The sequence below is a fragment of the Staphylococcus sp. HMSC055C03 genome (genome assembly GCF_001809385.1).
GTDB lineage: Bacteria > Bacillota > Bacilli > Staphylococcales > Staphylococcaceae > Staphylococcus > Staphylococcus simulans.
In genome coordinates this window covers 1-24033 of sequence record NZ_KV797514.1, presented here as the reverse complement: position 1 = coordinate 24033, position 24033 = coordinate 1, and the positions used below count along the sequence as shown (strand labels likewise).

The following is a 24033-nucleotide window of genomic DNA, read 5'->3' as shown; positions in this document are numbered from 1 at the left end:
TTTTTCTTTTATGCAAGCTAAACTTTATTGGATTAATAAACAGCGAGAACATGATATAATGATTGTATGAATATGTGGAAATTATTAACTAAGTCCGTAGTTTCCGTTAACCATTATATTCTGCATCTTATTAAAAAATATGCTGAAAAGCGATAATAATGAAAAGGAGTTAATGTATGCCAGGAATAATAGTTATTGACGATATCAATCAAGCCCAAGCACTAATAGGTAATAACGATGAACACTTACAAGCAATAGAAGAAGCTTTCAATGTTATTGTTCATGCTAGGGGGCAAGAAATAGCTGTAAAAGGGCAACAACAAGAAGAAATTGTAAAAGCAGAAGCTGTAATAAAAAACCTTTTAAAAGTAATTGATCAAGGCGTATCAATTAATCTTAAAGATGTAGAAGCAGCAATTAAAATGGCAGAGAAAGGATCTATCCAACACCTCGTTGATTTATACGATGAAGCAATTACTAAAGATGCTTATGGTAAAACAATTCGTGCAAAAACAATGGGTCAACGTTTATATCTGAATGCGATGAAGCATAATGATTTAGTCTTTGGTATTGGACCAGCTGGTACTGGTAAAACTTTCTTAGCTGTTGTTTATGCTGCTAAAGAATTGCGTCAAGGTAACGTAAAAAGAATAGTGCTGACTCGTCCCGCTGTAGAAGCAGGCGAATCATTAGGTTTCTTACCAGGCGACTTAAAAGAAAAGGTAGACCCTTATTTAAGACCTTTATACGATGGTCTTCATACGGTACTGGGACCTGAGCAAACAGCGCGTTTTATTGAAAGAGGTATCATTGAAGTTGCACCATTAGCCTATATGAGAGGACGTACACTTGACGATGCATTTGTTATTTTAGATGAAGCGCAAAATACGACGCATGCCCAAATGAAAATGTTCTTAACACGTTTAGGATTTGGATCAAAAATGGTCGTAACGGGTGATATGACTCAAGTAGACTTGCCGAGAGGTATTAAAAGCGGATTAAAACAAGCTGTTAAACGCTTATCAGGCGTTAAAGGCATTAGTGTACAAACATTAGACCAAAGTGATGTTGTACGTCATCCATTAGTAAGTAAAATTATCAGCCGTTATGAAGGAGATGAATAAACGCCATGTTCACGATTGATTTTTCAAATCATACGGATGAAGTAAAAGAAGAATGGTATGACCAGATTGAAAAGTTATTAAACTTTGCGAAAGAACAAGAGAATATTGAAGAAGATGCAGAACTATCAGTGACATTTGTTGATAAAGAAGAAATTCAACAAATTAATAGAGACTATAGAGATAAAGATAAAGTTACTGATGTCATTTCATTTGCGTTAGAAGAAGATGAACCTGAAATTGAGGGTTTAGATATCCCTCGTGTACTAGGTGACATTATCATTTGCGCAGATGTTGCAAAAGAACAAGCTGCAGAGTATGGACATTCCTTTGAGAGAGAACTCGGCTTTTTAAGTTTGCATGGCTTCTTACATTTACTTGGCTATGATCATATGAATGAAGCCGACGAAAAAGAAATGTTTGGAAGACAAAAATCTATTTTAGATGCTTATGGCTTAACAAGAGAATAGTCTATGAATCGTTTTAAGTATCCCATTCAAGGGTTGTTGACCATACTACAAAAAGATCGTAACTTTTTATGGCATATCGCAATTGGCTTTTTAGTCATTGGCGCGTCTTTTTACTTCAATATTACCCGCATGGAATGGATTGCGGTTATTTTAACAATTTTTCTAGTGTTAGCATTTGAAGCAATTAACACCGCAATTGAATATGTAGTTGACCTTGTAACGGATGATTATAAACTTTTTGCTAAATATGCTAAAGATATCGCAGCACTAAGTGTGCTTTTAATATCTATCGCAGCAGTAATTATAGGTCTAATTATCTTTATCCCTTACATCGTTAACTTATTATAAAGGAGAGAGATAAAAATGGCTTATACTCAAGAACATTATGAAAAAGTAAGAGAAGCACAAAAACGTTCTTATTCACCTTACAGCAACTTTAAGGTGGGTGCTTATTTAAGAACTAAAGATGGCAAAGAATTTTTCGGCGCAAATGTGGAAAATGCTGCGTATGGCGAAGCAATTTGTGGAGAGCGTTCAAGTTTAGTTGCAGCAATTAGTCAAGGTTATAGACCAGGTGACTTTGAATCTTTAACAGTCACAGTAGATGCTGATAAGCCTTCATCACCATGTGGTTCATATCGTCAAGTTATTAATGAACTATGTGATGACGACATGCCGATTTATTTAACAAACCATAAAGGCGATATGATTGAAACGACTGTCGCCGAATTACTGCCGCTAGGTTTTTCAGGAAAGGATTTGAATATATGACAGAACATAAATCAGGCTTTGTTTCAATTATAGGCCGACCTAACGTAGGTAAATCTACGTTTATGAATAGAGTGCTTGGGCATAAAATCGCAATTATGTCAGACAAAGCACAAACAACTAGAAATAAAATACAAGGTGTTATGACTGAAGATGATGCACAAATTATCTTTGTTGATACACCAGGTATTCACAAGCCCAAACATAAATTAGGCGACTATATGATGAAAGTTGCTAAAAATACTTTATCAGAAGTAGATGCAGTCATTTTCATGGTTAACGCTGATGAAAAGATTGGTCGCGGTGATGAATATATTATGGAAATGCTGAAAAATGTCAAAACTCCAGTATTCCTTGTTATCAATAAAATTGACTTAGTACACCCTGATGAAATCATGCCTATTATTGAATCATATCAAAAATATATGGACTTCTCTGAAACTGTTCCAATGTCAGCATTAGAAGGTTTAAATGTTGAACACTTTATTGAAGTACTTAAAACATATTTACCTGAAGGCCCTCAATATTATCCAGATGGTCAAATTTCTGACCACCCTGAACAATTTGTGGTAGGTGAATTAATAAGAGAAAAAATTCTTCACTTAACGAGCGAAGAAATTCCACATTCAATAGGTGTTAACGTTGATAGAATGGTTAAACAATCTGAAGATAAAGTTCGTATAGAAGCTACAATTTTTGTTGAAAGAGATTCACAAAAAGGAATTGTCATCGGCAAAGGCGGCAAAAAGTTAAAAGAAATTGGAAAACGTGCGAGATTGGATATCGAAAACCTATTAGGTTCAAAAGTGTATCTCGATTTATGGGTAAAAGTACAAAAAGATTGGCGTAATAAAATCAACTTTATTCGCCAAATGGGCTATATAGAGGATCAAGATTAAACTAGAAGGTCGGTGGTACCTTTTATGTTAGTAAAACAAAAAGGAATTATTATTAAAACAGTCGATTATGGCGAATCAGATAAAATTATTACCATCCTAAGCGAAAGTGGCGCGAAGATTCCTTTGATGGTCAAACGTGCTAAAAAAAGTAGAACAGGTATGCAGGCTAATACACAATTATTTGTATATGGCCTGTTTATCTATGCTAAATTACGTGGTCTAGGCATACTTAATTCAGTTGATGTTATCAGTCAAAATTATCAACTTCGTTTAGATATTTATGAGAGCAGTTATGCTGCACTTTGTGCTGAAATCATTGACAAATCTATGGACGAAGAACAAATTTCTAAATTTAATTATCAACTCTTACACTTTTGCTTGAACAGAGTTGAAAAAGGTTACAGTGCCCAACTGATGTCCGTTATTGTTTTATTAAAAAAAATGCCTGACTTTGGTTTTACTATCGCATTCAATCAAGATATTATCTCAGGCGATACAAACCAAGCAAATTTATGTGGCTACAGTTTTAAATATCATGGTGTGATTGCTCAGGAGAATTTGTATAGAGATGAACGAGCAGTTCCTATATCTAATAAAACACTTTATTTATTGGATGTACTTCAAAAACTGCCTATAGATAAAATGAATTCAGTTAATATTCATCAGGATATAGTAGATGAGATGTCTGATTTGCTTATCATGTTATACCGGGAATATGCGGGTGTGTTTTTCAGAAGTCAAAAATTAATAAATCAATTGCATCGTTTAGAGTCCAATAACCAGAAAAAATGATAGAAAAATAAGGGTATATCGCAATTTCGCGATATACCCTTATTTATTTAATATTAGAATTTAACTTTTTCAGCTAAGAAATCGTTTAATTCAGAGATTGGCATACGAACTTGTTCCATAGTATCACGTTCACGTACTGTGACTTGTTGATCTTCTAATGAATCGAAGTCAAATGTAATACAATATGGTGTACCAATTTCATCTTGACGACGGTAACGTTTACCAATTGATTGTGATTCGTCAAAATCAACTGTAAAGTTTTCGCTTAATTGTTCGTAAACTTTAATTGCTTCTTCAGATAATTTTTTGCTTAATGGTAAAATTGCTGCTTTATACGGTGCTAGAGCAGGGTGGAAGTGCAATACTGTACGTTCATCTTTACTGCCTTCAACACCTTCACGGTCATAAGCATCACATAAGAATGCTAATGTCACACGGTCAGCACCTAAAGAAGGTTCAACACAGTATGGGATGAATTTTTCATTTGTTTCTGGATCATGGTATCTGAAATCTTCACCAGAATATTCACTATGTTTTTTCAAGTCGTAGTCTGTACGGCTTGCAATACCCCATAATTCGCCCCAACCAAATGGGAATTTATATTCAATGTCTGTAGTTGCATTAGAGTAATGAGATAACTCATCTTGGTCATGATCTCTTAAACGAATATTTTCATTTTGAAGACCTAAGTCTAATAACCATTTTTCAGCAAATGTTTTCCAATAATTTTGCCATTCGATTTCTTCACCAGGACGGCAGAAGAATTCTAATTCCATTTGTTCGAATTCACGTGTTCTGAAAATGAAGTTACCTGGTGTAATTTCATTACGGAATGATTTACCGATTTGACCAATACCAAATGGTAATTTTTTACGCATTGAACGTTGGACGTTTTTGTAGTTGACAAAGATACCTTGTGCAGTTTCAGGACGTAAGAAAATTTCGTTAGTTGAATCTTCAGTTACACCTTGGAAAGTTTTGAACATCAAGTTGAATTGACGGATATCAGTCCAGTTAGCAGTACCGCTTACTGGGCATTTAATACCTTCTTCTTCAATAATACGTTTCATTTCATCAAAACTTAAACCATCTGCGATAAAGTTTTCGTCACCTTTTTCATTTTGCATATATTCTTCAATTAATTTATCTGCACGGTAACGAATTTTACTATCTTTGTTGTCGATCATAGGGTCATTAAAGTTACCTAAGTGACCTGATGCTTCCCATACTTTAGGGTTCATCAAAATTGCTGCGTCTAAGCCAACGTTATAAGGTGATTGTGAAATAAATTTTTTCCACCATGCACGTTTAATATTATTTTTTAATTCAACACCTAATGGACCATAATCCCAAGTGTTTGATAAACCACCGTAAATCTCACTGCCTGGAAATACAAAACCTCTGTGTTTTGCTAGCTGAACTACTGATTCCATATCTTTTGCCATAAATAACACTCCTCTTTAATAATAAAAAAACGTCCCAAGATAACGAAATAAACATTTCGAAATCTTGGGACGAGTTATCTCATTTCTCATTGAAATTCGTAATAACCCGCGGTTCCACCCAAATTAGTGTAGACACTCGCTTAGATTATAAAAGTTGTTAGGCCAATTTAATTGTTAAGCTCGCACCATCCTTAACTCGCTTCAAACCTAATTCTAATGCATCCGAAAATTAAAGGCAAGTGTTTATATAGATTTGTAGACCAAAACAATTACAGTTATAATATAAATTGTAAGTGTGAAGGGGTGAAGACATATAGAACTGAGTAGTAGGCAAAGTGAAATTATCGAAATAGTAAAGCAAAATGGGCCGATTACCGGTGAAAAGATTGCCGAACAACTAAGTTTAACTAGAGCGACACTTAGACCTGATTTAGCTATTTTGACAATGTCTGGGTTTCTCGAAGCTAGACCTAGAGTAGGATACTTTTATTCTGGTAAATCAACAAATCAATTATTAACAGAAAAATTACGTCAATATGTTGTTAAAGACTATCAATCTTTGCCGATTGTCTTAAAAGGCGATACTTCTGTTTATGAGGCAATATGTACAATTTTTCTTGAAGACGTCAGCACGTTATTTATTGTGAATACAAATAATGATTTTGTTGGAGTTTGTTCAAGAAAAGACTTACTCAGAGCATCCATGATTGGCGAGGATATACATACGATGCCAGTCAGTGTTATCATGACACGTATGCCGAATTTAACACACGTTTTAGAAAATGATTTGGTCGTACTAGCTGCACAGCTTATGATTGAAAAAGAAATTGATTCTCTGCCGATAGTTCGTGGTAAAGATAATGGTAAGTTGGAAGTCATCGGGCGCATTTCAAAAACCACGATAACAAAATTATTTGTATCAATTTTCGATGAGTAGGAGTAGGATTTAATGCAAAAGATAAAAATAATAATTGCATCTGATTCGGTGGGAGAAACAGCCGAACAAGTTGCAAAAGCTTGTGTTTCTCAATTTAACTCGAAAAATTTCCAAAGTCAGATTGTACGTTATCCATATATTGAAACGTTAGAGAATGTTGATGAAGTTATGGAAGTTGCGAAAGAAAACGAAATGAATATTGTTGTTTTCACGCTTGTAAAACCTGACATTAAAGAATATATGGAACAGCAATTAGCCGAAAAAAATATAAAACATGTCGATATCATGGGACCATTAATGAATATTTTAATTGATGAAATCGATGAAAAACCATACTATGAACCAGGTATAGTGCATAAACTAGATGAAGCATACTTCAAAAAAATTGAAGCGATTGAATTTGCAGTTAAATATGATGATGGTAAAGATCCGAAAGGTTTACCTAAAGCTGATATTATATTAATTGGTATTTCACGTACTTCAAAAACACCTTTATCACAGTTTTTAGCACATAAGCGTTATAAGGTTATGAATATCCCAATCGTTCCTGAAATCAATCCGCCTGAAGGGTTATTTGAAGTAGATCCAAAAAAATGTATTGCATTAAAAATCAGTGAAGAAAAGTTGAATAAAATCCGTAAAGAAAGATTGAAACAACTCGGGCTTGGAGATTCAGCACGTTATGCTACAGGGCAACGTATTCAAGAAGAATTGGATTACTTTGATAAAATAGTTGATCGAATAGGCTGTCCTGTGATTGATGTTTCAGACAAAGCTATAGAAGAAACAGCGAATGATATCATGTATATAATTGAACAAAATAAAATGAATAAGTAAGCCTAATACAATACGCTGGTGTTTTAAACTCAGCGTATTTCTTATTGAGCTAATAACTTTTATTTTTTATAGAAAATGATATAATAATAAGACTAATGTATACAGGTGGTTATGGTGAGAATAGAGCAATCAGTAATAAATGAAATAAAAGATAAAACAGATATTCTTGACCTTGTAAGTGAATACGTGAAATTAGAGAAAAGAGGGCGCAATTATATTGGTTTGTGTCCTTTTCATGATGAAAAAACACCTTCGTTTACTGTTTCAGAGGACAAACAAATTTGTCATTGTTTCGGTTGTAAAAAAGGCGGTAATGTTTTTCAATTTACTCAAGAGATAGAAGGTATTTCGTTTGTCGATGCTGTTAAAGCCCTTGGAGAAAGGGTAAATATAAAAGTAGATGTTGGACAAAATAATGAGCAAAACCAAATCGCTTCTGATGACTTAATGATGATTAAAATGCATGAACTTATGCAAGAATATTATCATTATGTACTGATGAAAACAGTGGAAGGGGAAGAGCCTTTAAAATATTTGAAGTCTAGAGGTTTCACTGAAGAACTGTTAAAAGACAGAAAAATCGGTTTTGCACCCGACAACTCTCACTTTTGTCATGATTTCTTGCAAAAGAAAGGTTATGATATTGAGCTAGCGTATGAAGCCGGTTTATTATCTCGCAATGAAGAAAACTTTAGTTATTATGATCGATTTAGAGATAGAATTATGTTTCCTTTGCATAATGCACAAGGACGAACTGTAGGTTATTCGGGAAGAACATACAAAAATCAAGAACCTAAATATTTAAACAGTCCGGAAACACCTATATTTCAAAAGAGACGACTTTTATATAACGTTGACAAAGCAAGACGTATTATACGTCAAAAAAATGAAATTATACTATTAGAAGGGTTTATGGATGTTATTAAAGCTGACATTGCTGGGGTTAAACAGGTTGTAGCAAGTATGGGAACACAAATTTCCCAAGAACACATAGCGTTCATCAAAAAACTAACATCAAATGTCACATTACTATTTGATGGCGATTTTGCAGGACAAGAAGCTACACTTAAAACTGGGCAGCACTTACTAGAGCAAGGTCTGAATGTTTTTGTTATTCAACTTCCTTCTAAAATGGATCCAGATGAGTATATTACTAAATATGGGGAAGATGCTTTTAAAAAATACGTGGAACATGAAAAACGTGCTTTTGTATTGTATAAAGTCAATTTATATAAAGACGAAATCGAAAATAACGACATGGCTTATGAACAATACCTTAAAGAGATAACGAACGATGTTTCATTAATGCAATCAGGGATTTTGCAGAAAAAAGTATTGCAAGACGTTTCTGAATTGTTTAAAGTAAGTTTTGATAGTCTAAATAATGAAGTGTCAAGACATAACCAACATTCATTTCAACAAATACCTGCTGCAGTTCCAGAAGTTAAACAAAAAAAATATTCAAAACAAGAAGATGCTGAACGTAAACTATTAAAACATTTTATGTTTAATAAAGACATTTTTCTTGAACATAGTCAGCGTGTAGAAGCAGATGACTTTACAAATCAGCAATTTAAGCGTATATTTAATATTTTGCACGACTACTATGCTGAAAATGAATATTATAATCTGAGTACTGCATTATTATATAGTGATGAAAAAATAGATAGAGAAACTTTAATTGCATTAGACAATCTTTTACTCAATAACAATCCATATGAACATGAGATTGATGAGTATATTCAAATTATTGTTAGCAGTAGAGATGAAGAGACCTCTGAGTCATTAAACCAAAAGTTACGAGAGGCTACACGTATTGGTGATTCAGAACTGCAAAAGTATTATTTGCAAAAGATTGTCGCTTTAAATCAAAAACGAATGTATTAAAATTGTTAATATATATTTAAAGAGTTTTATTTAAGTAACGCATTGTGTGCTTATATTAATTTCGGGAGGCCTTTTTATGTCTGAAAACCAAGTGAAAGTAGTAAAAAAACAAACCATCGATCCGACATTAACTTTGGAAGATGTAAAAAAACAATTATTAGATAAAGGGAAAAAAGAAGGTCATTTAAGCCATGAAGAAGTAGCAGAAAAACTGCAAAACTTCGATATGGACTCTGATCAAATGGACGAGTTCTTTGAACAATTAAATGATAATGATATAAATCTTATTAATGAAAAAGACAGTTCTGATACAGACGAAAAACTTAATCCTAATGATTTAAGTGCACCTCCAGGTGTTAAAATCAACGACCCTGTACGTATGTATTTAAAAGAAATCGGTCGTGTTGATTTATTAAACGCCCAAGAAGAAATTGAACTTGCAAAACGTATCGAACAAGGTGATGAAGTAGCTAAAGCAAGATTAGCAGAAGCAAACTTACGTTTAGTTGTCAGCATTGCTAAAAGATACGTAGGACGCGGTATGTTGTTCTTAGACCTTATCCAAGAAGGAAATATGGGCTTAATTAAAGCGGTAGAAAAATTCGACTTCAGTAAAGGTTTCAAATTTTCTACGTATGCAACATGGTGGATTCGTCAAGCAATTACACGTGCTATTGCTGACCAAGCGCGTACAATCAGAATTCCAGTACACATGGTCGAAACAATTAATAAATTGATTCGTGTTCAACGTCAACTACTACAAGATTTAGGTCGTGATCCAGCACCAGAAGAAATTGGTGAAGAGATGGATTTACCACCAGAAAAAGTACGTGAAATCTTAAAAATTGCACAAGAGCCTGTTTCTTTAGAAACACCAATTGGTGAAGAAGATGACAGTCACTTAGGAGATTTCATCGAAGACCAAGAAGTACAAAGCCCATCTGATCACGCAGCGTACGAGTTATTGAAAGAACAATTAGAAGATGTTTTAGATACACTAACTGATAGAGAAGAAAACGTATTAAGATTACGTTTCGGTCTTGATGATGGACGTACAAGAACACTTGAAGAAGTTGGTAAAGTATTCGGTGTTACAAGAGAACGAATTCGTCAAATCGAAGCTAAAGCACTTAGAAAGCTAAGACATCCAAGCCGTAGCAAACGCCTTAAAGACTTTATGGATTAATTAAGTAAAAATAGCGAGACAATGAGCTGATAATGTTTGGCTGACGAAGGCAAGGAATCATGTAAAGACCTACAGTCAATCGAATATCTTGCTTATTGTCTCGCTCTTTTATTAGAGGAGCCAAAGTGATGATTTTAAACCAACGACTTACTGCAGTGAGTAAATATATAACTGGTGATGTATTGGCAGATATTGGTTCAGACCATGCATATTTGCCAATCTATGCGATAGAAAACGAATTATGTACTTCTGCTATTGCTGGAGAAGTGGTAAAAGGACCATATCAAGCTGCTTTAGATAACGTTAAAAAATATAGCATGCAAAATAGGATTGATGTTAAACTGGGAGATGGATTAAATGTCCTAGAAAAAACAAATAACGTTAATACTATTACAATATGTGGAATGGGCGGCCCATTAATTGCAGAAATACTCCAAAATGGAAAAGAAAAGCTAATGAATCAACCACGTTTAGCGTTACAAAGTAATATTCAAACATCTACTTTAAGACGTACATTAATGAAATTGGATTACCATATTATTGATGAAGAGATTATGGAAGAAAAAGGCCATATTTATGAAATAGTTATTGCAGAATATGGTCATAAAGAATTAAAAGAAGTAGAGTTGAAATTCGGTCCGATTTTAATGAATTCTAAATCAGCTTTATTCATTAAAAAATGGAATAGAGAATTAGAAGCTTTAAAAAACATCCAATCTCACTTGGATAAGAACAAGCATCAAAGCCGCTTAGAAGAGATTAATCATGAGATCAAATTAATTCAAGAGGTGTTATCATGAAAACTTCAGAGTTACTAAATATTTTAAATCAGCATGTTCCTTTTTCTTCTGCTGAAAGTTGGGACAATGTTGGCTTATTAATCGGGGACAAACAACAAGAAATCACAGGTATACTGACGGCGTTAGATTGTACAATGGAAGTGGTAAATGAAGCAATAGAAAAAGACATTAATACAATTGTTGCACATCATCCACTTATCTTTAAAGGAGTTAAAAGCATCAATGAACAAGGTTATGGCGCTATTATTCGTCGTTTGATACAAAACAATATCCAATTAATTGCCTTGCATACAAACTTAGATGTATATCGTTTTGGTGTCAATGCGATGCTATCAAAGCAAATTGGACTTACACATACTGAAATTTTAGAACCTCAACAAACAAATTATTATAAAGTCCAAGTGTTTATTCCTGAAGAAAATGTAGAGACATTTAAAAATAAAATGAATGATGAAGGTTTTGCATCTGAAGGTGATTATGAATACTGTTTCTTTTCTACTAAAGGTTCTGGACAATTTAAACCTGTCGAGAATGCACATCCTCATATCGGTGAGTTGGATCAAATCGAAACAGTTGAAGAAGTAAAAGTTGAATTCATGATTCAAGAGTACGAACGTACAAAAGCAGAGGATTGTATTAATGTACTACATCCATATGAAACACCGGTATATGATTTTATTCCATTAACTAAAACGGTAAAACGCGGTTTAGGTATGATAGGACAATTACCAGAACAAACAACTTTAAAATCATTAGCAATGACTATTAAAAAACAATTAGATATACCAAGCGTCCGTTTCACTGGGAATCCAGACACAGTAATCTCAAAAGCAGCAATTATTGGTGGCTCTGGTATTGGTTATGAAAAATTCGCACATCAAAAAGGTGCAGATGTATTTATCACTGGTGATATTAAACATCATGACGCATTAGATGCTGAAACAGAAGGATATAACTTAATCGATATCAATCATTATAGTGAATATGTTATGAAAGAAGGTTTAAAATCATTACTTAAAGAATGGATTAGTAATGATAACTTTACTATTGAAGCTTCAACTTTAAATACAGATCCATTTAATTATGTATAAAAAACTAAAAAGGAGGGATTTTAATGGCCACACAACACCCATTTGAACAATTTGATTTAAGTCCACAACTTATAGATGCTGTAGCTGACTTGAATTTTAATCAGCCAACTGAAATCCAACAAAGAGTAATCCCTAAAATTATCAAAGGTCAAAATATTATCGGGCAATCACAAACGGGTACTGGGAAGTCTCATGCTTTCTTGTTACCATTAATGGAAAAAATTGATACTTCAATTCAAGAACCCCAAGCTATTGTCGTTGCACCAACTAGAGAATTAGCACAACAACTTTATAATGCAGCACATCATTTAGCACAATTTAAAGATGAAGTTAAAGTCACTTTATTTATTGGGGGAACTGATTTTGCACGTGACAAACAACGTTGTAACGTACAACCTCAATTAGTCATTGGAACACCAACACGTATCAATGATTTATCAAAGGACGGCACATTACATGCACATTTAGCTCAGTATTTAGTTGTAGATGAAGCTGACTTAATGATTGATTTAGGTTTAATTGAAGACGTCGACCATATCGCAGCACGTTTAGATGACAGTGCACATATCGCTGTATTCAGCGCTACGATTCCAAAATCTCTACATCCGTTCTTAAATAAATATTTAAATCAACCAGAACTTATTGAAGTAGATAGTAAAACACAAAACAAGAAAAATATTGATTTTTACTTAATACCGACAAAAGGTTCATCAAAATTAGATAAAACCAAAGCTTTGATTGATATTATCAATCCATATCTATGCCTTATTTTCTGTAACAGCAGAGAAAATGCTGATGAATTAGCAGAATCATTAACTGCAGAAGGCTTAAAAATCGGTATGATTCATGGCGGATTAAGTCCTAGAGAAAGAAAACAACAAATGAAACGCATCCGCAACTTAGACTTTCAGTTTGTAATCGCAAGTGATTTAGCATCAAGAGGTATTGATATCGAAGGTGTCAGTCATGTAATTAACTATGATGTTCCTAAAGACATCGATTTCTTCACTCATCGTGTCGGCAGAACTGGTAGAGGCCAATATAAAGGTGAAGCATTTACTTTATATATGCCCGATGAAGAATATTTAATTGCTGAGATTGAGAAAAAAGGTTATAAATTCCAAGATGTTGATATAAAAAATGGTGAACTAAAAGAAATCAAAGCGCATAATACAAGACAAACACGTAAAAACAAAGATGATCACTTAACTACTCAAGTGAAACAACAAGTTAAGCGCGGTAATAAGAAAAAAGTAAAACCAGGGTATAAGAAAAAGTTCAAGAGAGAATTAGAAAATTTAAAACGTCAAGAACGTAAGAAATACAGTAAACGTCAAAACAGACAACAAAGAAAAAATAAGTAAAGGTTAGGTGGACAGATTGTTAATTGGTTCTCATGTTCCGATGAATGGTAAAAAAATGCTGCTGGGTTCAGCAGAAGAAGCACATAGATTAGGCGAAAAAACATTTATGATTTATACAGGTGCACCTCAAAACACAAGAAGAAAAGACATCTCAGAACTAAATATTGAAGCCGGACACGAAGCAATGAAAGAATATGGTCTTTCTAATATCGTTGTGCATGCACCTTATATTATTAATATTGCAAATACACAAAAACCCCATGTTTTTGATTTAGGTGTTGAATTTTTACAAAAAGAAATTGAACGTACCGAAGCAATCGGTGCAAAAGACATCGTCTTACACCCAGGTTCACACGTAGGAGCTGGTTCTGAAGCTGGCATTAAAAAAATTATTGAAGGTTTAAATGAAGTTCTAACAAATGAAAATGATGTCAGAATTGCATTAGAAACTATGGCCGGTAAAGGATCTGAAGTAGGTCGTACATTTGAAGAATTAGCACAAATTATAGATGGCGTAAATCATAACGAACGACTATCAATTTGCTTTGATACCTGCCACACACATGACGCAGGATATGATGTCAAAAATGATTTCGACGGTGTACTTGAGGAATTTGATAAAATAATTGGATTAGACAGAATTAAAGTACTTCATGTTAATGATAGTAAAAATGAAGTCGGTGCACATAAAGACCGTCACGAAAACATCGGTTTTGGTCATATCGGATTTGATGCATTGAATTATATTGTTCATCATGAAGTATTCGAAAACATTCCAAAAATTTTAGAAACACCTTTTGTAGGCGAAGATAAGAAAAATAAAAAACCACCATATAAACATGAGATTGAAATGTTGGAAAGTCAAACTTTCAATCCTGATATGAAGAATATCATTATGAGTGAATAATTCTATTAGAGTAATTATGTAATTAAAAGACAAAGCTTACTTTGTCTTTTAATTTTACATGCTCAATCGTAAGCATTACAATTTACATATTATTTATTCAAGGTTATATTTATAGCGAGGTGAAGATATGTCTACCCCAGTTTTTGAATTAAAAAATATAAATTACTATTTTGGAAACAAACAAGTACTGGAAAACATAAACATTAAAATATATAAAGGTGATTTCTTGGCAATTGTCGGACCGAATGGGGCAGGTAAATCTACATTATTAAAAATTATGCTAGGTTTATTTCCACTTCAAAGCGGTGAGATGTATATTGATGGCCAGAAATACCAACGAAAATTATCAGAGTTGAAAATCAGCTATGTATCTCAAAAAGCAAGAGCATTTAATTCAGGTTTTCCTGCTAGTGTAAAAGAAGTTGTTTTAAGTGGATTAACAAAACAAAAACACCTTTTTCAATGGTTTAATAAAAAGGATGTACAAAAAGTTAAAAACATCCTAAAACGCTTAAATATTGAACACTTATTAAACAAAAACATTGCTGAATTATCAGGTGGACAACAACAACGCGTGTTAATCGCAAGAGCATTGATTTCAGACCCATCAGTACTTATTTTAGACGAACCTACTAATGGTATTGATGCTAAACATGTCAGTGAGTTTTATCAAACACTAGAGCAATTAAAAAATGAAGGTGTCACTATTATTTTAGTTACACACGATATCGGAGTTGTCGTGGATACTGCAACAAAAGTTGCTTGCTTAAATAGACATTTACATTTCCATGGTCCTGCACAAGAGTTTAAGTCGCTAGATCAAGTTGAAATATCAAAAATTTACGGCTATCCAATTAAATTTGTTGACCATCAACATGAAAGGGAGTGCTGTAACTAATGATTGAAGCATTAATGAATTTCGATTTTATGCGCTATTCTCTTTTAAGTGGTATCTTGATTGGGTTTATTGCACCATTTATTGGTGCATTTATCGTAGTACGCAGACTCTCTTTGATTGCTGACGCATTAAGTCATGTAACTTTAGGCGGTATTTCTTTCGGAATGTTTTTAACCACATTATCACCGATATTTATCTTTATAAATCCTATGTGGGGTGGCATATTGTTTGCGGTAGTCGGTGCACTTTTAATAGAAAAATTAAGAACATCTTATCAAAACTATCAAGAAATTGCGATACCGATTATTATGAGTGCAGGTATTGGCTTAAGTGCCATTTTTATTTCACTTGCAGACGGATTTAACCAAGAGTTAGTAGGTTTATTATTTGGATCAATCAGTGCTGTATCTTTAAGTGATATGATTACTGTTTTGACCATTGCTGTACTTGTAACACTTTTCATTATGTTATTTTATAAAGAACTCTTTATCCTTTCATTTGATGAAGAATATAGTAAAGTTATTGGTATACCAAGATGGATTCAATTCTTATTCATTATCATTGTAGCCATGGTTATTTCAGCATCTATGCGCGTAGTTGGTATTTTACTTGTAAGTGCATTGATGACTTTACCAGTGGCCATAGCAATGAGAATGACAAAAGGATTTAAACAATTAATCCTCTATAGTATTATCATTGGAGAAGTATCTGTTATTGGTGGTTTAGTAATTGCTTTTTATTTAAATTTATCACCAGGTGGGGTTATTGTAGTATTATTAGTACTTATTTTAGTAGCTACAATGTTCACTCAGACTTTACGTACTAGGGTAAAAAAAGGAGATAGTTAAATGAATACGACTGATGCTATCAAATTATTAAAAGATAACGGTCATAAATATACAGATAAACGAAAAAAGATTATCGATATTTTCGTGAAGGAAAACAAATATGTAAGTGCGAAAACAATCCAACAAACTATGGATACTGCATATCCTGGAATATCTTTCGATACAATTTATAGAAATTTGTATTTGTTTAAAGATTTAGGAATTATCGAAAATACTGAACTAGATGGTGAAATGAAATTTAGAATTGCTTGTACACATCACCACCATCATCATTTCATTTGTGAAATTTGCGGAGACACGAAAGTAATTGACTACTGTCCGATGGACGCAATTAGGAAACAACTTCCTAATGTTACAATTCACACACACAAGCTTGAAGTTTATGGCATTTGTGAAAAATGTCAGTAACCATTAAATTTAGTAACTATATCAGTTTATAATGTTTAACTCTTTACTTTCAGGATAAACATATAGAGGAAAGAGTTCATATTAATTAGAAACTTCATTATTTTATAAGCATAAAAATTGTAAGGTATCTAACGACTTGATATAGTAAATATGAAAACAATTTAGGAGGATGATTATTTATGGCTTTTGAATTACCAAATTTACCATATGAGTTTGATGCATTGGAACCACACATCGATAAAGAAACGATGGAAATTCACCATGACAAACACCATAACACTTATGTTACAAAATTAAACGCAGCAATCGAAGGAACTGATTTAGAAAACAAATCAATCGAAGAAATTGTTGCTAACTTAGATAGTGTACCATCTGACATCCAAACTGCAGTCCGTAATAATGGTGGTGGACACTTAAACCACTCATTATTCTGGCAAATCCTTTCACCTAACTCTGAAGAGAAAGGTACAGTAGTTGATAAAATTAAAGAACAATGGGGTTCTTTAGACGAATTCAAAGACGAATTTGCTAAAAAAGCTGCTGGACAATTTGGTTCAGGTTGGGCTTGGCTAGTAGTAGATAAAGACGGTAAATTAGAAATCGTTACTACAGCAAACCAAGACAACCCAATTACTGAAGGCAAAACTCCTATCCTAGGCTTAGACGTTTGGGAACATGCTTACTATCTTAAATATCAAAACAAACGTCCAGACTATATCAATGCATTCTGGAACGTTGTTAACTGGGAAAAAGTTGACGAGCTATACAACGCTGCAACTAAATAATCTTAATACCCACGAAAAGTTAAATTATAACTTTAACAGCAATTGGTTATCCAATTGCTGTTTTTTTATTGTTTCATTTGATTTTCACTTCTTTTACGAAGAAATCTTAAATTTATGTTTGGTTTTCTATGCAAATTATAGAAAAAAGTTCCGATTTCATATATCATTTGTTTAGAGAACTGTTGAATTGAGGTAGGTTGTATTGCTAAAAAGATTAAAGGAAAAAACGAATGATGAAAAAATCAGGAATCTGATGGATAAACGAATCGGATTCTTCTTCGGTCTCGTTGTCGTAGTATTTGTAATCATTGTTTTACGATTGGGTTACTTACAAATTGCACAAGGTTCTCATTACAAGCAACTCATTAAAAATGATGAAAATATTACGGTAAATGAATCTGTCCCAAGAGGAAGAATTTTAGATCGTAATGGTAAAATTCTTGTTGATAATGCTTCTAAAAAGTCTATTACATATACTAGAGGTAGAAAGACTTCACAAAAAGATATACTCAACGTAGCAGAACGCTTATCTAAATTAATAAAAATGGATACTGATCGTATTACCAAAAGAGATAAACAAGACTTCTGGATTCAATTACATCCTGATAAAGTTTCAGACATGATGAAAAAAGAAGATAAGATGCTTAGTGAAGGGGAAATTTCACAAGAACAGTACGATGAAGAATTGCATAATAAAATCAAGCAAAAACAACTTGATGATTTATCTGACAAAGACTTACAAGTATTAGCAATTTATCGTGAAATGATGTCAGGTTCAACACTAAATCCTCAAACTATTAAAAAGGATGATGTCAGCAATAAAGAATATGCTGCTGTGTCACAACAACTTTCAAAATTACCAGGTGTAAATACATCTATGGATTGGGATCGTAAATATCCTTATGGAGATGTACTCAGAGGTTTATTCGGAAGTGTTTCAACATCAGAAGAAGGTATACCAAAAGAACTGACTGATTACTATTTATCAAGAGGCTATTCAAGAAATGATAGAGTTGGTAAATCATATTTAGAGTATCAATATGAAAATGTATTACGTGGTAAAAAGAAAGAAATGAAATACACAACTGATAAATCAGGAGAAATAACGAATGCAGAAGTAGTTAATCCAGGTTCACGTGGAGATGATTTAGTACTTTCAATAGATATTGACTTACAAAAGAAAGTAGAAGAATCTTTAGAACATCAAATTAATAAACTTCGTGGTGAAGGTGCTAAGAACATGGATAATGCATTCATTGTAGTGCAAGATCCAAATAATGGAGATATCTTGGCTATGGCTGGTAAGCAAATTAAGCCAGATGGTTCCATGACAGATTATGATATTGGTAACTTTACTTCTCAATATACGGTTGGTTCATCTGTTAAAGGTGGAACTTTATTAGCAGGTTATCAAAACAAAGCCATACATGTAGGAGAACATATGATTGATGAACCTCTACATTTCCAAGGTGGGCTTACAAAACGTTCTTACTTCAACCAAAATGGAAAAGTAGATATTAACGATAAAGAGGCATTAATGCATTCATCAAACGTATATATGTTTAAAACAGCTTTAAAACTAGCGAAAGATCCATATCATTATAATATGGCATTACCAAACGATATTAGAGATGCAGGTCAAAAATTACGTAAAGGACTAAATCAAGTAGGTTTAGGTGTTAAAACAGGAATTGACTTGCCTAATGAAGTTGCAGGTCAAATAGAAAAATTAGATTCAAACAGCGGTAACTACTTAGACCTTGCGATTGGTCAGTATGATACGTACTCTCCATTACAATTATCACAATATGTTTCTACGATTGCGAATAACGGTTATAGAATTACACCACACGTTGGTCTTGAAATCAGAAAAGCAACAGATAAAGATAGTTTAGGACCGGTTAAACATAAAATACGCGGTAATGTATTGAATCGTCTTAACAACTCACCTGATGAAATTAAACAAGTTCAAAAAGGGTTTGATATGGCATTTAATAAGGAACCAGGTACTGGATATAAGAGTTTCCATGACACAGTCGTACCATCTGCTGGTAAAACAGGAACAGCAGAAGTATTCCAAGACGGAAAGCCAAGAGTTAACTCAACTTATATCGGTTATGCTCCTAAAGATAATCCTAAATTAGCTTTCTCAATTGTCTATACTAATCAACCCGTTCCAGAACCATGGTTACAAGGTGGAGATTTAGGTCGCGACATTATCAATTATTATTTCGGTAAAGAAAAGAAATCATCAAAATCATAATTTTTCAGCTGATACTCACTCATCGAGTATCAGCTTTTTTATTTCTATATACCTTCAAATATTAAGTCTAATGACACTTATGCAGATAAACGTTATAATGAAAATATTAATTCAAATAGAAAATATTGGGGTGTTATCATGAAAAAATCTGAACTTCGCAAACAAGTTTTGCAGAAGATGAAAAATATTAACAATCTCAACAAAGAAAAAGCTGATCAATGGTTAAAAGAACAATTATTAAAGACTGATGCTTTTAGAAACGCAAAAACGGTTGGCATTGTATTGTCTATGGAACATGAGGTTAATACATTTCCGATTATTAAAGAAATCATCAGTCAAGGAAAAATCCCTTTTGTACCAGCAACTGATTATGAAACTAAACGTATGACATTCCAAAGACTAAATGATTTAAACCAATTAAGCACGGATGAAAAAGGTATCCAATACGTTGATGCCGATACAGAGCGTACAAATTCATTAGATTTATTAATTGTACCAGGCGTTGTTTTTAACCAAGAAGGCTATAGAATCGGCTATGGTGGGGGTTATTTCGATAAGTTTTTAAATCGACATCGTACAGAAACAATAAGCCTAGTGTATGATACACAAATCGATAATTCATTTAAACCAGAAGCACATGATGAAGTCGTTGAACGTCTGATCATTGCTAAAACTAGTTAAACTGGAGGCACCATGAATATAGAAAAACAATTTTGGAAATTAATTTATTATTATGTTAAATACTTCAACTACGAAATCGCACATATCAGTAAAAATGATACAGAAGTTTGGCTATCCAATAAAAATAAGAAAAAACTTATTATTGTTAAAACTGGAGTAAGCAGCTCTCAAGAAATACGTTTTGACAAAAGCAGAGTTTTAGAACATCAAAACGAAATTAGTGAATATACAGGATTCATTCCAAAATATGTGACTTTCAATTATTTAACTGAAAAAATCTTCACTTATGAGAACTTGAATGAAGTTCATCCTATTCACATGAATTTTAATGTCATTCGAAACCAACAAGATTTATTAAAAACTTTGCCGAACCCTATTATAGCTAAGCTTTATTCACGTCAAAATGATAAAACATCACTCTACTACAAGAAACGACTTTATAGTAACAATCCTATAGAAAAATATATGTTGAAATTTGCTCCAGTCACATACTCGCTTATTGCTATTAATATAATGATTTGGCTGTTTATGTTTTTGATCATCAATGCATTTACAAACAGAAGTTTATTAGATTGGGGCGGTTTAGTTCATTTTAATGTAGTGCATGGAGAGATATACCGTTTAATCTCATCTATGTTCATTCATTTTAACTTTGAACATATATTGATGAATATGCTTTCATTGTTTATCTTCGGAAAACTTGTTGAAGCCATTGCTGGTCATTGGAAAATGCTAGGGATTTATTTCATCTCTGGTATCTTTGGTAACATTGTATATTTAGCACTGGACACAAACTCGATTTCAGTAGGTGCTAGTGGTGCAATTTTCGGTTTGATCGGCAGTCTATTCGCAATTATGTATCTTAGTAAACAATATACACCAAAAATGCTATTACAATTAGTTGGTGTATTAGCGTTATTAACAGTATTTTCATTATTTATGGCTAATGTAAATATCTACGCACATTTGGGTGGATTTATTGGCGGATTACTAGCTACTTTTATAGGTTATTATTTTAATAAAGATCGAAAGTTATTTTGGATTTTACTTGGTGTCGGTATTTTACTATTGATTATCTTGTTAATAAGAACATTCACTATTAAAGAGGATAATATTTATGATAAATTAATAAGTGAAGAGATGAGCAATGGTAATTACAACAAAGCTGAAGAGCTTATTAAACATACTATGAATAAAGGCTACGAAGATGATTATACATATTATTTAAGTGGTCTGTTAAAAGCAACAAAAGATTCAAAAGCTGAAGGAATTTCAACATGGGAACGCGGATTAAAACATTACCCTAACTCTGGCGTTCTAAATTATGAACTAGCAATTGCTAATCGTTCATTAGGAGATAAAAAATCGGCACTTAAACATATAAAGGTTGCAGTAAAATCAAATCCTCATAATGAAAAATATAAGTATCTAAAAAAAGAGTTGGAAAAACAAAATGAATCGTCAAATTAACACCTTTTACGACGTACAACAGTTACTTAAACAATTTGGGTTTATAATTTACTTTAAAGATAAACACGACATGTATGAAATGATGGAACAAGAAATTAGAGAGCTATTTGAATATCAACTTATCTCTAAAGACGCATTTATCAAGTGTATCTTAATAATCAATCAAAGAAGGATGAATAAGTAATGAGAAATTTAATATTGGCAGCCGATGTCGGTGGAACTACATGTAAACTAGGAATTTTTGATAACAAACTTGAAAGAATCACTAAATGGTCGATACAAACTGATATCAGTGATCCATCAGGTGTCGTTTTACTTAAATCTATTTACAGTGCGTTTGTACAAAAAATGAATGAACTAAGTCTAAAAATGGAAGATGTTATTGGATTGGGAATTGGTGTACCAGGACCTGTTGATTTCGAATCAGGTATTGTTCATGGAGCAGTAAATTTAAACTGGCCTGGGGATGTTAACGTGCGAGCAATTCTTTCACAATTTGTAAGTTTCCCGATTTTTGTTGACAACGATGCTAATGCAGCGGCACTAGGTGAAAAACATAAGGGCGCAGGTCATGATGCAGATGATGTTGTAGCCATTACATTAGGCACTGGAGTAGGTGGCGGTATTATCTCAAATGGCAAGTTAGTTCACGGTCATAATGGTTCTGGTGCTGAAATTGGTCATTTCAGAGTAGACTTTGATCAACGGTTTGCTTGTAATTGTGGTAAAAATGGTTGTTTAGAAACTGTTGCTTCAGCAACAGGTGTAGTTAACTTAGTTAAATTTTATCATCCTAAACTTACAATTAAATCTTCGATTTTAGAGCTCATTAAAGAAGATAGAGTCACTGCAAAAGATGTTTTCGATGCTTCTAAAAAAGGTGATTTGTTCTGCTTATTTATTACTGAACGTGTTGCAAACTATATCGCTTATGCATGTAGTATCATCAGTGTAATGAGCAACCCGAAATATATTATCCTAGGCGGCGGAATGTCTGAAGCAGGAGATATTCTAATTGAAAATATTAAAACTGAATATAGAAACCTTACTTTTACACCTGCACAAAACGGCACTGAAATTGTGAAAGCACAATTAGGAAACGATGCCGGCATTACTGGTGCTGCAGGTTTAATAAAAACATATGTGATTGAAGAGGAGCGTGTTGAATAATGGCTATCGTAGACGTAGTCGTAATTCCAGTAGGAACAGAAGGTCCAAGTGTAAGTAAATATATTGCAGAAATTCAAACAAAATTAAAAGAATTCAAAGAACAAGGTATCATTGATTACCAACTAACACCTATGAATACCCTAATAGAAGGTGATTTGAAAGACTTATTGCATGTCGTTCAAGTAATTCATGAACTGCCTTTTGATAAAGGTCTAGACAGGGTATGTACTAATATAAGAATAGATGACCGTCGAGACAAATCTAGAAAAATGAATGATAAATTGGTCTCTGTTCAAAAACAATTAGACAAAAATAGTGGTGAAAAATAATGGAAATTTCATTTTTAACTTTAGGTATAGCGGATACAAACACTTATTTTATAGAAAATGAAGACAGTGTTTTACTTGTAGATCCATCAAGTGATGGGCAAGAGATTATTTCAAAACTTAAATCTATTGGCAAACCGTTGAAAGCAATCATTTTAACTCATGCGCACTTTGATCATATCGGTGCATTAGACGAAGTGTTGGAGCACTATGATGTGCCTGTTTATCTTCATAAAGAAGAATTTGATTTTCTTACTGAACCTGCAAAAAATGGTTCTGAAAAATTCAGTCAATATGGTTTAAAGCCTATTACAAGTCATGCAAAACCTATTGCACTCGATGAAGGTAAACATGATATCGAAGGATTCAATGTCGAAGTCATGCATACACCTGGTCATTCACCAGGAGGGCTCACTTTTATCTTTGATGATTTCGCATTAGTTGGAGATGCTTTATTTAATAACGGTATTGGAAGAACAGATTTATATCGTGGAGACTACGAAATATTAGTAGACTCTATACAAGATAAAATTTTCACTATAAAAGATGATCTACCGTTATATCCAGGACATGGCCCTTCTACCACTGTAGAAGGTGAACAATTAAATCCTTATCTACACGGCTAAAATTTAAAAGTAATATTCTCGGGGTCGGGACATAAATGTTCTGACTTCTAATAA

General features: G+C 33.1%; 26 protein-coding genes. 25 read left to right on the top strand and 1 reads right to left on the bottom strand.

What is annotated here, in order from left to right:
- Positions 1–176: 176 nt before the first annotated feature.
- From HMPREF2603_RS10535 to recO, 6 genes are read left to right on the top strand one after another with little or no spacing between them, the layout of a single operon-like run.
- A complete protein-coding gene (locus HMPREF2603_RS10535; RefSeq protein WP_023015136.1) occupies positions 177–1124 on the top strand; it encodes a PhoH family protein in 948 nt (315 codons plus the stop codon).
- Positions 1125–1129: 5 nt separating this feature from the next.
- The gene (gene ybeY / locus HMPREF2603_RS10530; RefSeq protein ID WP_057510460.1) at positions 1130–1591 is read left to right on the top strand and encodes an rRNA maturation RNase YbeY; all 462 of its coding nucleotides are present in this window, start codon (positions 1130–1132) and stop codon (positions 1589–1591) included.
- Between the two features lie 3 nt (positions 1592–1594).
- Complete coding sequence (locus HMPREF2603_RS10525) at positions 1595–1939, top strand: diacylglycerol kinase family protein (RefSeq protein ID WP_057510461.1); 345 nt, start codon at positions 1595–1597, stop codon at positions 1937–1939.
- Positions 1940–1954: 15 nt separating this feature from the next.
- Complete coding sequence (cdd, locus tag HMPREF2603_RS10520) at positions 1955–2362, top strand: cytidine deaminase (protein ID WP_060804761.1); 408 nt, start codon at positions 1955–1957, stop codon at positions 2360–2362.
- On the top strand, positions 2359–3258 hold the full coding sequence (gene era, locus HMPREF2603_RS10515) for a GTPase Era (protein WP_060804760.1): 900 nt from the start codon (positions 2359–2361) through the stop codon (positions 3256–3258). Before cdd ends, era begins: the two co-directional genes overlap by 4 nt.
- 24 nt (positions 3259–3282) lie before the next feature.
- On the top strand, positions 3283–4050 hold the full coding sequence (gene recO / locus HMPREF2603_RS10510; protein ID WP_023015139.1) for a DNA repair protein RecO: 768 nt from the start codon (positions 3283–3285) through the stop codon (positions 4048–4050).
- A 53-nt stretch (positions 4051–4103) separates the two neighbouring features.
- Here recO and HMPREF2603_RS10505 read toward each other — a convergent pair whose 3' ends face one another.
- Complete coding sequence (locus HMPREF2603_RS10505) at positions 4104–5495, bottom strand: glycine--tRNA ligase (RefSeq protein ID WP_002481060.1); 1392 nt, start codon at positions 5493–5495, stop codon at positions 4104–4106.
- 313 nt (positions 5496–5808) lie between these two features.
- On the opposite strand from HMPREF2603_RS10505, the gene HMPREF2603_RS10500 reads away from it, so the two are divergent.
- The 19 genes from HMPREF2603_RS10500 to HMPREF2603_RS10410 all read left to right on the top strand — a co-directional run bounded on the left by HMPREF2603_RS10500 (position 5809) and on the right by HMPREF2603_RS10410 (position 23979).
- Complete coding sequence (locus tag HMPREF2603_RS10500) at positions 5809–6432, top strand: transcriptional regulator CcpN (protein WP_081705407.1); 624 nt, start codon at positions 5809–5811, stop codon at positions 6430–6432.
- A gap of 12 nt (positions 6433–6444) precedes the next feature.
- Positions 6445–7269 carry a pyruvate, water dikinase regulatory protein gene (locus tag HMPREF2603_RS10495; protein WP_057510463.1) on the top strand — a complete coding sequence of 275 codons (825 nt, stop codon included), beginning with the start codon at positions 6445–6447 and terminating at the stop codon, positions 7267–7269.
- A 114-nt stretch (positions 7270–7383) separates the two neighbouring features.
- Positions 7384–9156 carry a DNA primase gene (gene dnaG / locus HMPREF2603_RS10490; protein ID WP_060804759.1) on the top strand — a complete coding sequence of 591 codons (1773 nt, stop codon included), beginning with the start codon at positions 7384–7386 and terminating at the stop codon, positions 9154–9156.
- Positions 9157–9232: 76 nt separating this feature from the next.
- The gene (rpoD, locus tag HMPREF2603_RS10485) at positions 9233–10342 is read left to right on the top strand and encodes an RNA polymerase sigma factor RpoD (protein WP_002481056.1); all 1110 of its coding nucleotides are present in this window, start codon (positions 9233–9235) and stop codon (positions 10340–10342) included.
- Between the two features lie 125 nt (positions 10343–10467).
- Positions 10468–11142, top strand: coding sequence for a tRNA (adenine(22)-N(1))-methyltransferase (locus HMPREF2603_RS10480; protein WP_060804758.1), 675 nt, complete (start codon positions 10468–10470; stop codon positions 11140–11142).
- Complete coding sequence (locus HMPREF2603_RS10475; protein WP_060804757.1) at positions 11139–12233, top strand: Nif3-like dinuclear metal center hexameric protein; 1095 nt, start codon at positions 11139–11141, stop codon at positions 12231–12233. The genes HMPREF2603_RS10480 and HMPREF2603_RS10475 overlap by 4 nt, the downstream gene beginning before the upstream one ends.
- A gap of 23 nt (positions 12234–12256) precedes the next feature.
- Positions 12257–13597, top strand: a complete 1341-nt coding sequence (locus tag HMPREF2603_RS10470; protein WP_057510466.1) for a DEAD/DEAH box helicase — start codon at positions 12257–12259, stop codon at positions 13595–13597.
- A 16-nt stretch (positions 13598–13613) separates the two neighbouring features.
- Positions 13614–14504, top strand: coding sequence for a deoxyribonuclease IV (locus HMPREF2603_RS10465; protein WP_023015145.1), 891 nt, complete (start codon positions 13614–13616; stop codon positions 14502–14504).
- A gap of 127 nt (positions 14505–14631) precedes the next feature.
- On the top strand, positions 14632–15402 hold the full coding sequence (locus tag HMPREF2603_RS10460; protein ID WP_002481051.1) for a metal ABC transporter ATP-binding protein: 771 nt from the start codon (positions 14632–14634) through the stop codon (positions 15400–15402).
- Positions 15402–16250 (top strand): metal ABC transporter permease, encoded by an 849-nt coding sequence (locus HMPREF2603_RS10455; RefSeq protein WP_002481050.1) that lies wholly within the window; start codon positions 15402–15404, stop codon positions 16248–16250. The genes HMPREF2603_RS10460 and HMPREF2603_RS10455 overlap by 1 nt, the downstream gene beginning before the upstream one ends.
- A complete protein-coding gene (locus HMPREF2603_RS10450; protein ID WP_023015147.1) occupies positions 16251–16658 on the top strand; it encodes a Fur family transcriptional regulator in 408 nt (135 codons plus the stop codon). It begins immediately after the preceding gene.
- Between the two features lie 179 nt (positions 16659–16837).
- Positions 16838–17443, top strand: coding sequence for a superoxide dismutase (locus HMPREF2603_RS10445; protein WP_002481048.1), 606 nt, complete (start codon positions 16838–16840; stop codon positions 17441–17443).
- 202 nt (positions 17444–17645) lie between these two features.
- Entirely contained in the window at positions 17646–19706 is a 2061-nt protein-coding gene (locus tag HMPREF2603_RS10440; RefSeq protein WP_037556407.1) for a peptidoglycan D,D-transpeptidase FtsI family protein, read from the top strand.
- Between the two features lie 138 nt (positions 19707–19844).
- Positions 19845–20387 carry a 5-formyltetrahydrofolate cyclo-ligase gene (locus HMPREF2603_RS10435; protein ID WP_060804756.1) on the top strand — a complete coding sequence of 181 codons (543 nt, stop codon included), beginning with the start codon at positions 19845–19847 and terminating at the stop codon, positions 20385–20387.
- A gap of 12 nt (positions 20388–20399) precedes the next feature.
- Positions 20400–21857, top strand: coding sequence for a rhomboid family protein (locus tag HMPREF2603_RS10430; RefSeq protein ID WP_070502103.1), 1458 nt, complete (start codon positions 20400–20402; stop codon positions 21855–21857).
- On the top strand, positions 21841–22041 hold the full coding sequence (locus HMPREF2603_RS10425; RefSeq protein WP_002481044.1) for a YqgQ family protein: 201 nt from the start codon (positions 21841–21843) through the stop codon (positions 22039–22041). Before HMPREF2603_RS10430 ends, HMPREF2603_RS10425 begins: the two co-directional genes overlap by 17 nt.
- On the top strand, positions 22041–23027 hold the full coding sequence (locus HMPREF2603_RS10420) for an ROK family glucokinase (protein ID WP_002481043.1): 987 nt from the start codon (positions 22041–22043) through the stop codon (positions 23025–23027). Before HMPREF2603_RS10425 ends, HMPREF2603_RS10420 begins: the two co-directional genes overlap by 1 nt.
- Positions 23027–23356 (top strand): MTH1187 family thiamine-binding protein, encoded by a 330-nt coding sequence (locus HMPREF2603_RS10415; protein WP_002481042.1) that lies wholly within the window; start codon positions 23027–23029, stop codon positions 23354–23356. Before HMPREF2603_RS10420 ends, HMPREF2603_RS10415 begins: the two co-directional genes overlap by 1 nt.
- Positions 23356–23979: an MBL fold metallo-hydrolase gene (locus HMPREF2603_RS10410; RefSeq protein ID WP_060804754.1), complete on the top strand. Its 624-nt coding sequence runs from the start codon at positions 23356–23358 to the stop codon at positions 23977–23979. Before HMPREF2603_RS10415 ends, HMPREF2603_RS10410 begins: the two co-directional genes overlap by 1 nt.
- Positions 23980–24033 lie beyond the last annotated feature (54 nt).

Coding starts and splice junctions, on each gene's coding strand:
- HMPREF2603_RS10535 (WP_023015136.1), top strand. CDS start 177: ATGCCAGGAATAATAGTTATTGACGATATCAATCAAGCCCAAGCACTA.
- recO (WP_023015139.1), top strand. CDS start 3,283: ATGTTAGTAAAACAAAAAGGAATTATTATTAAAACAGTCGATTATGGC.
- HMPREF2603_RS10435 (WP_060804756.1), top strand. CDS start 19,845: ATGAAAAAATCTGAACTTCGCAAACAAGTTTTGCAGAAGATGAAAAAT.
- HMPREF2603_RS10475 (WP_060804757.1), top strand. CDS start 11,139: ATGAAAACTTCAGAGTTACTAAATATTTTAAATCAGCATGTTCCTTTT.
- HMPREF2603_RS10495 (WP_057510463.1), top strand. CDS start 6,445: ATGCAAAAGATAAAAATAATAATTGCATCTGATTCGGTGGGAGAAACA.
- HMPREF2603_RS10470 (WP_057510466.1), top strand. CDS start 12,257: ATGGCCACACAACACCCATTTGAACAATTTGATTTAAGTCCACAACTT.
- rpoD (WP_002481056.1), top strand. CDS start 9,233: ATGTCTGAAAACCAAGTGAAAGTAGTAAAAAAACAAACCATCGATCCG.
- HMPREF2603_RS10425 (WP_002481044.1), top strand. CDS start 21,841: ATGAATCGTCAAATTAACACCTTTTACGACGTACAACAGTTACTTAAA.
- era (WP_060804760.1), top strand. CDS start 2,359: ATGACAGAACATAAATCAGGCTTTGTTTCAATTATAGGCCGACCTAAC.
- HMPREF2603_RS10420 (WP_002481043.1), top strand. CDS start 22,041: ATGAGAAATTTAATATTGGCAGCCGATGTCGGTGGAACTACATGTAAA.
- HMPREF2603_RS10430 (WP_070502103.1), top strand. CDS start 20,400: ATGAATATAGAAAAACAATTTTGGAAATTAATTTATTATTATGTTAAA.
- HMPREF2603_RS10455 (WP_002481050.1), top strand. CDS start 15,402: ATGATTGAAGCATTAATGAATTTCGATTTTATGCGCTATTCTCTTTTA.
- HMPREF2603_RS10415 (WP_002481042.1), top strand. CDS start 23,027: ATGGCTATCGTAGACGTAGTCGTAATTCCAGTAGGAACAGAAGGTCCA.
- HMPREF2603_RS10460 (WP_002481051.1), top strand. CDS start 14,632: ATGTCTACCCCAGTTTTTGAATTAAAAAATATAAATTACTATTTTGGA.
- cdd (WP_060804761.1), top strand. CDS start 1,955: ATGGCTTATACTCAAGAACATTATGAAAAAGTAAGAGAAGCACAAAAA.
- HMPREF2603_RS10505 (WP_002481060.1), bottom strand. CDS start 5,495: ATGGCAAAAGATATGGAATCAGTAGTTCAGCTAGCAAAACACAGAGGT.
- ybeY (WP_057510460.1), top strand. CDS start 1,130: ATGTTCACGATTGATTTTTCAAATCATACGGATGAAGTAAAAGAAGAA.
- HMPREF2603_RS10450 (WP_023015147.1), top strand. CDS start 16,251: ATGAATACGACTGATGCTATCAAATTATTAAAAGATAACGGTCATAAA.
- HMPREF2603_RS10445 (WP_002481048.1), top strand. CDS start 16,838: ATGGCTTTTGAATTACCAAATTTACCATATGAGTTTGATGCATTGGAA.
- HMPREF2603_RS10410 (WP_060804754.1), top strand. CDS start 23,356: ATGGAAATTTCATTTTTAACTTTAGGTATAGCGGATACAAACACTTAT.
- HMPREF2603_RS10525 (WP_057510461.1), top strand. CDS start 1,595: ATGAATCGTTTTAAGTATCCCATTCAAGGGTTGTTGACCATACTACAA.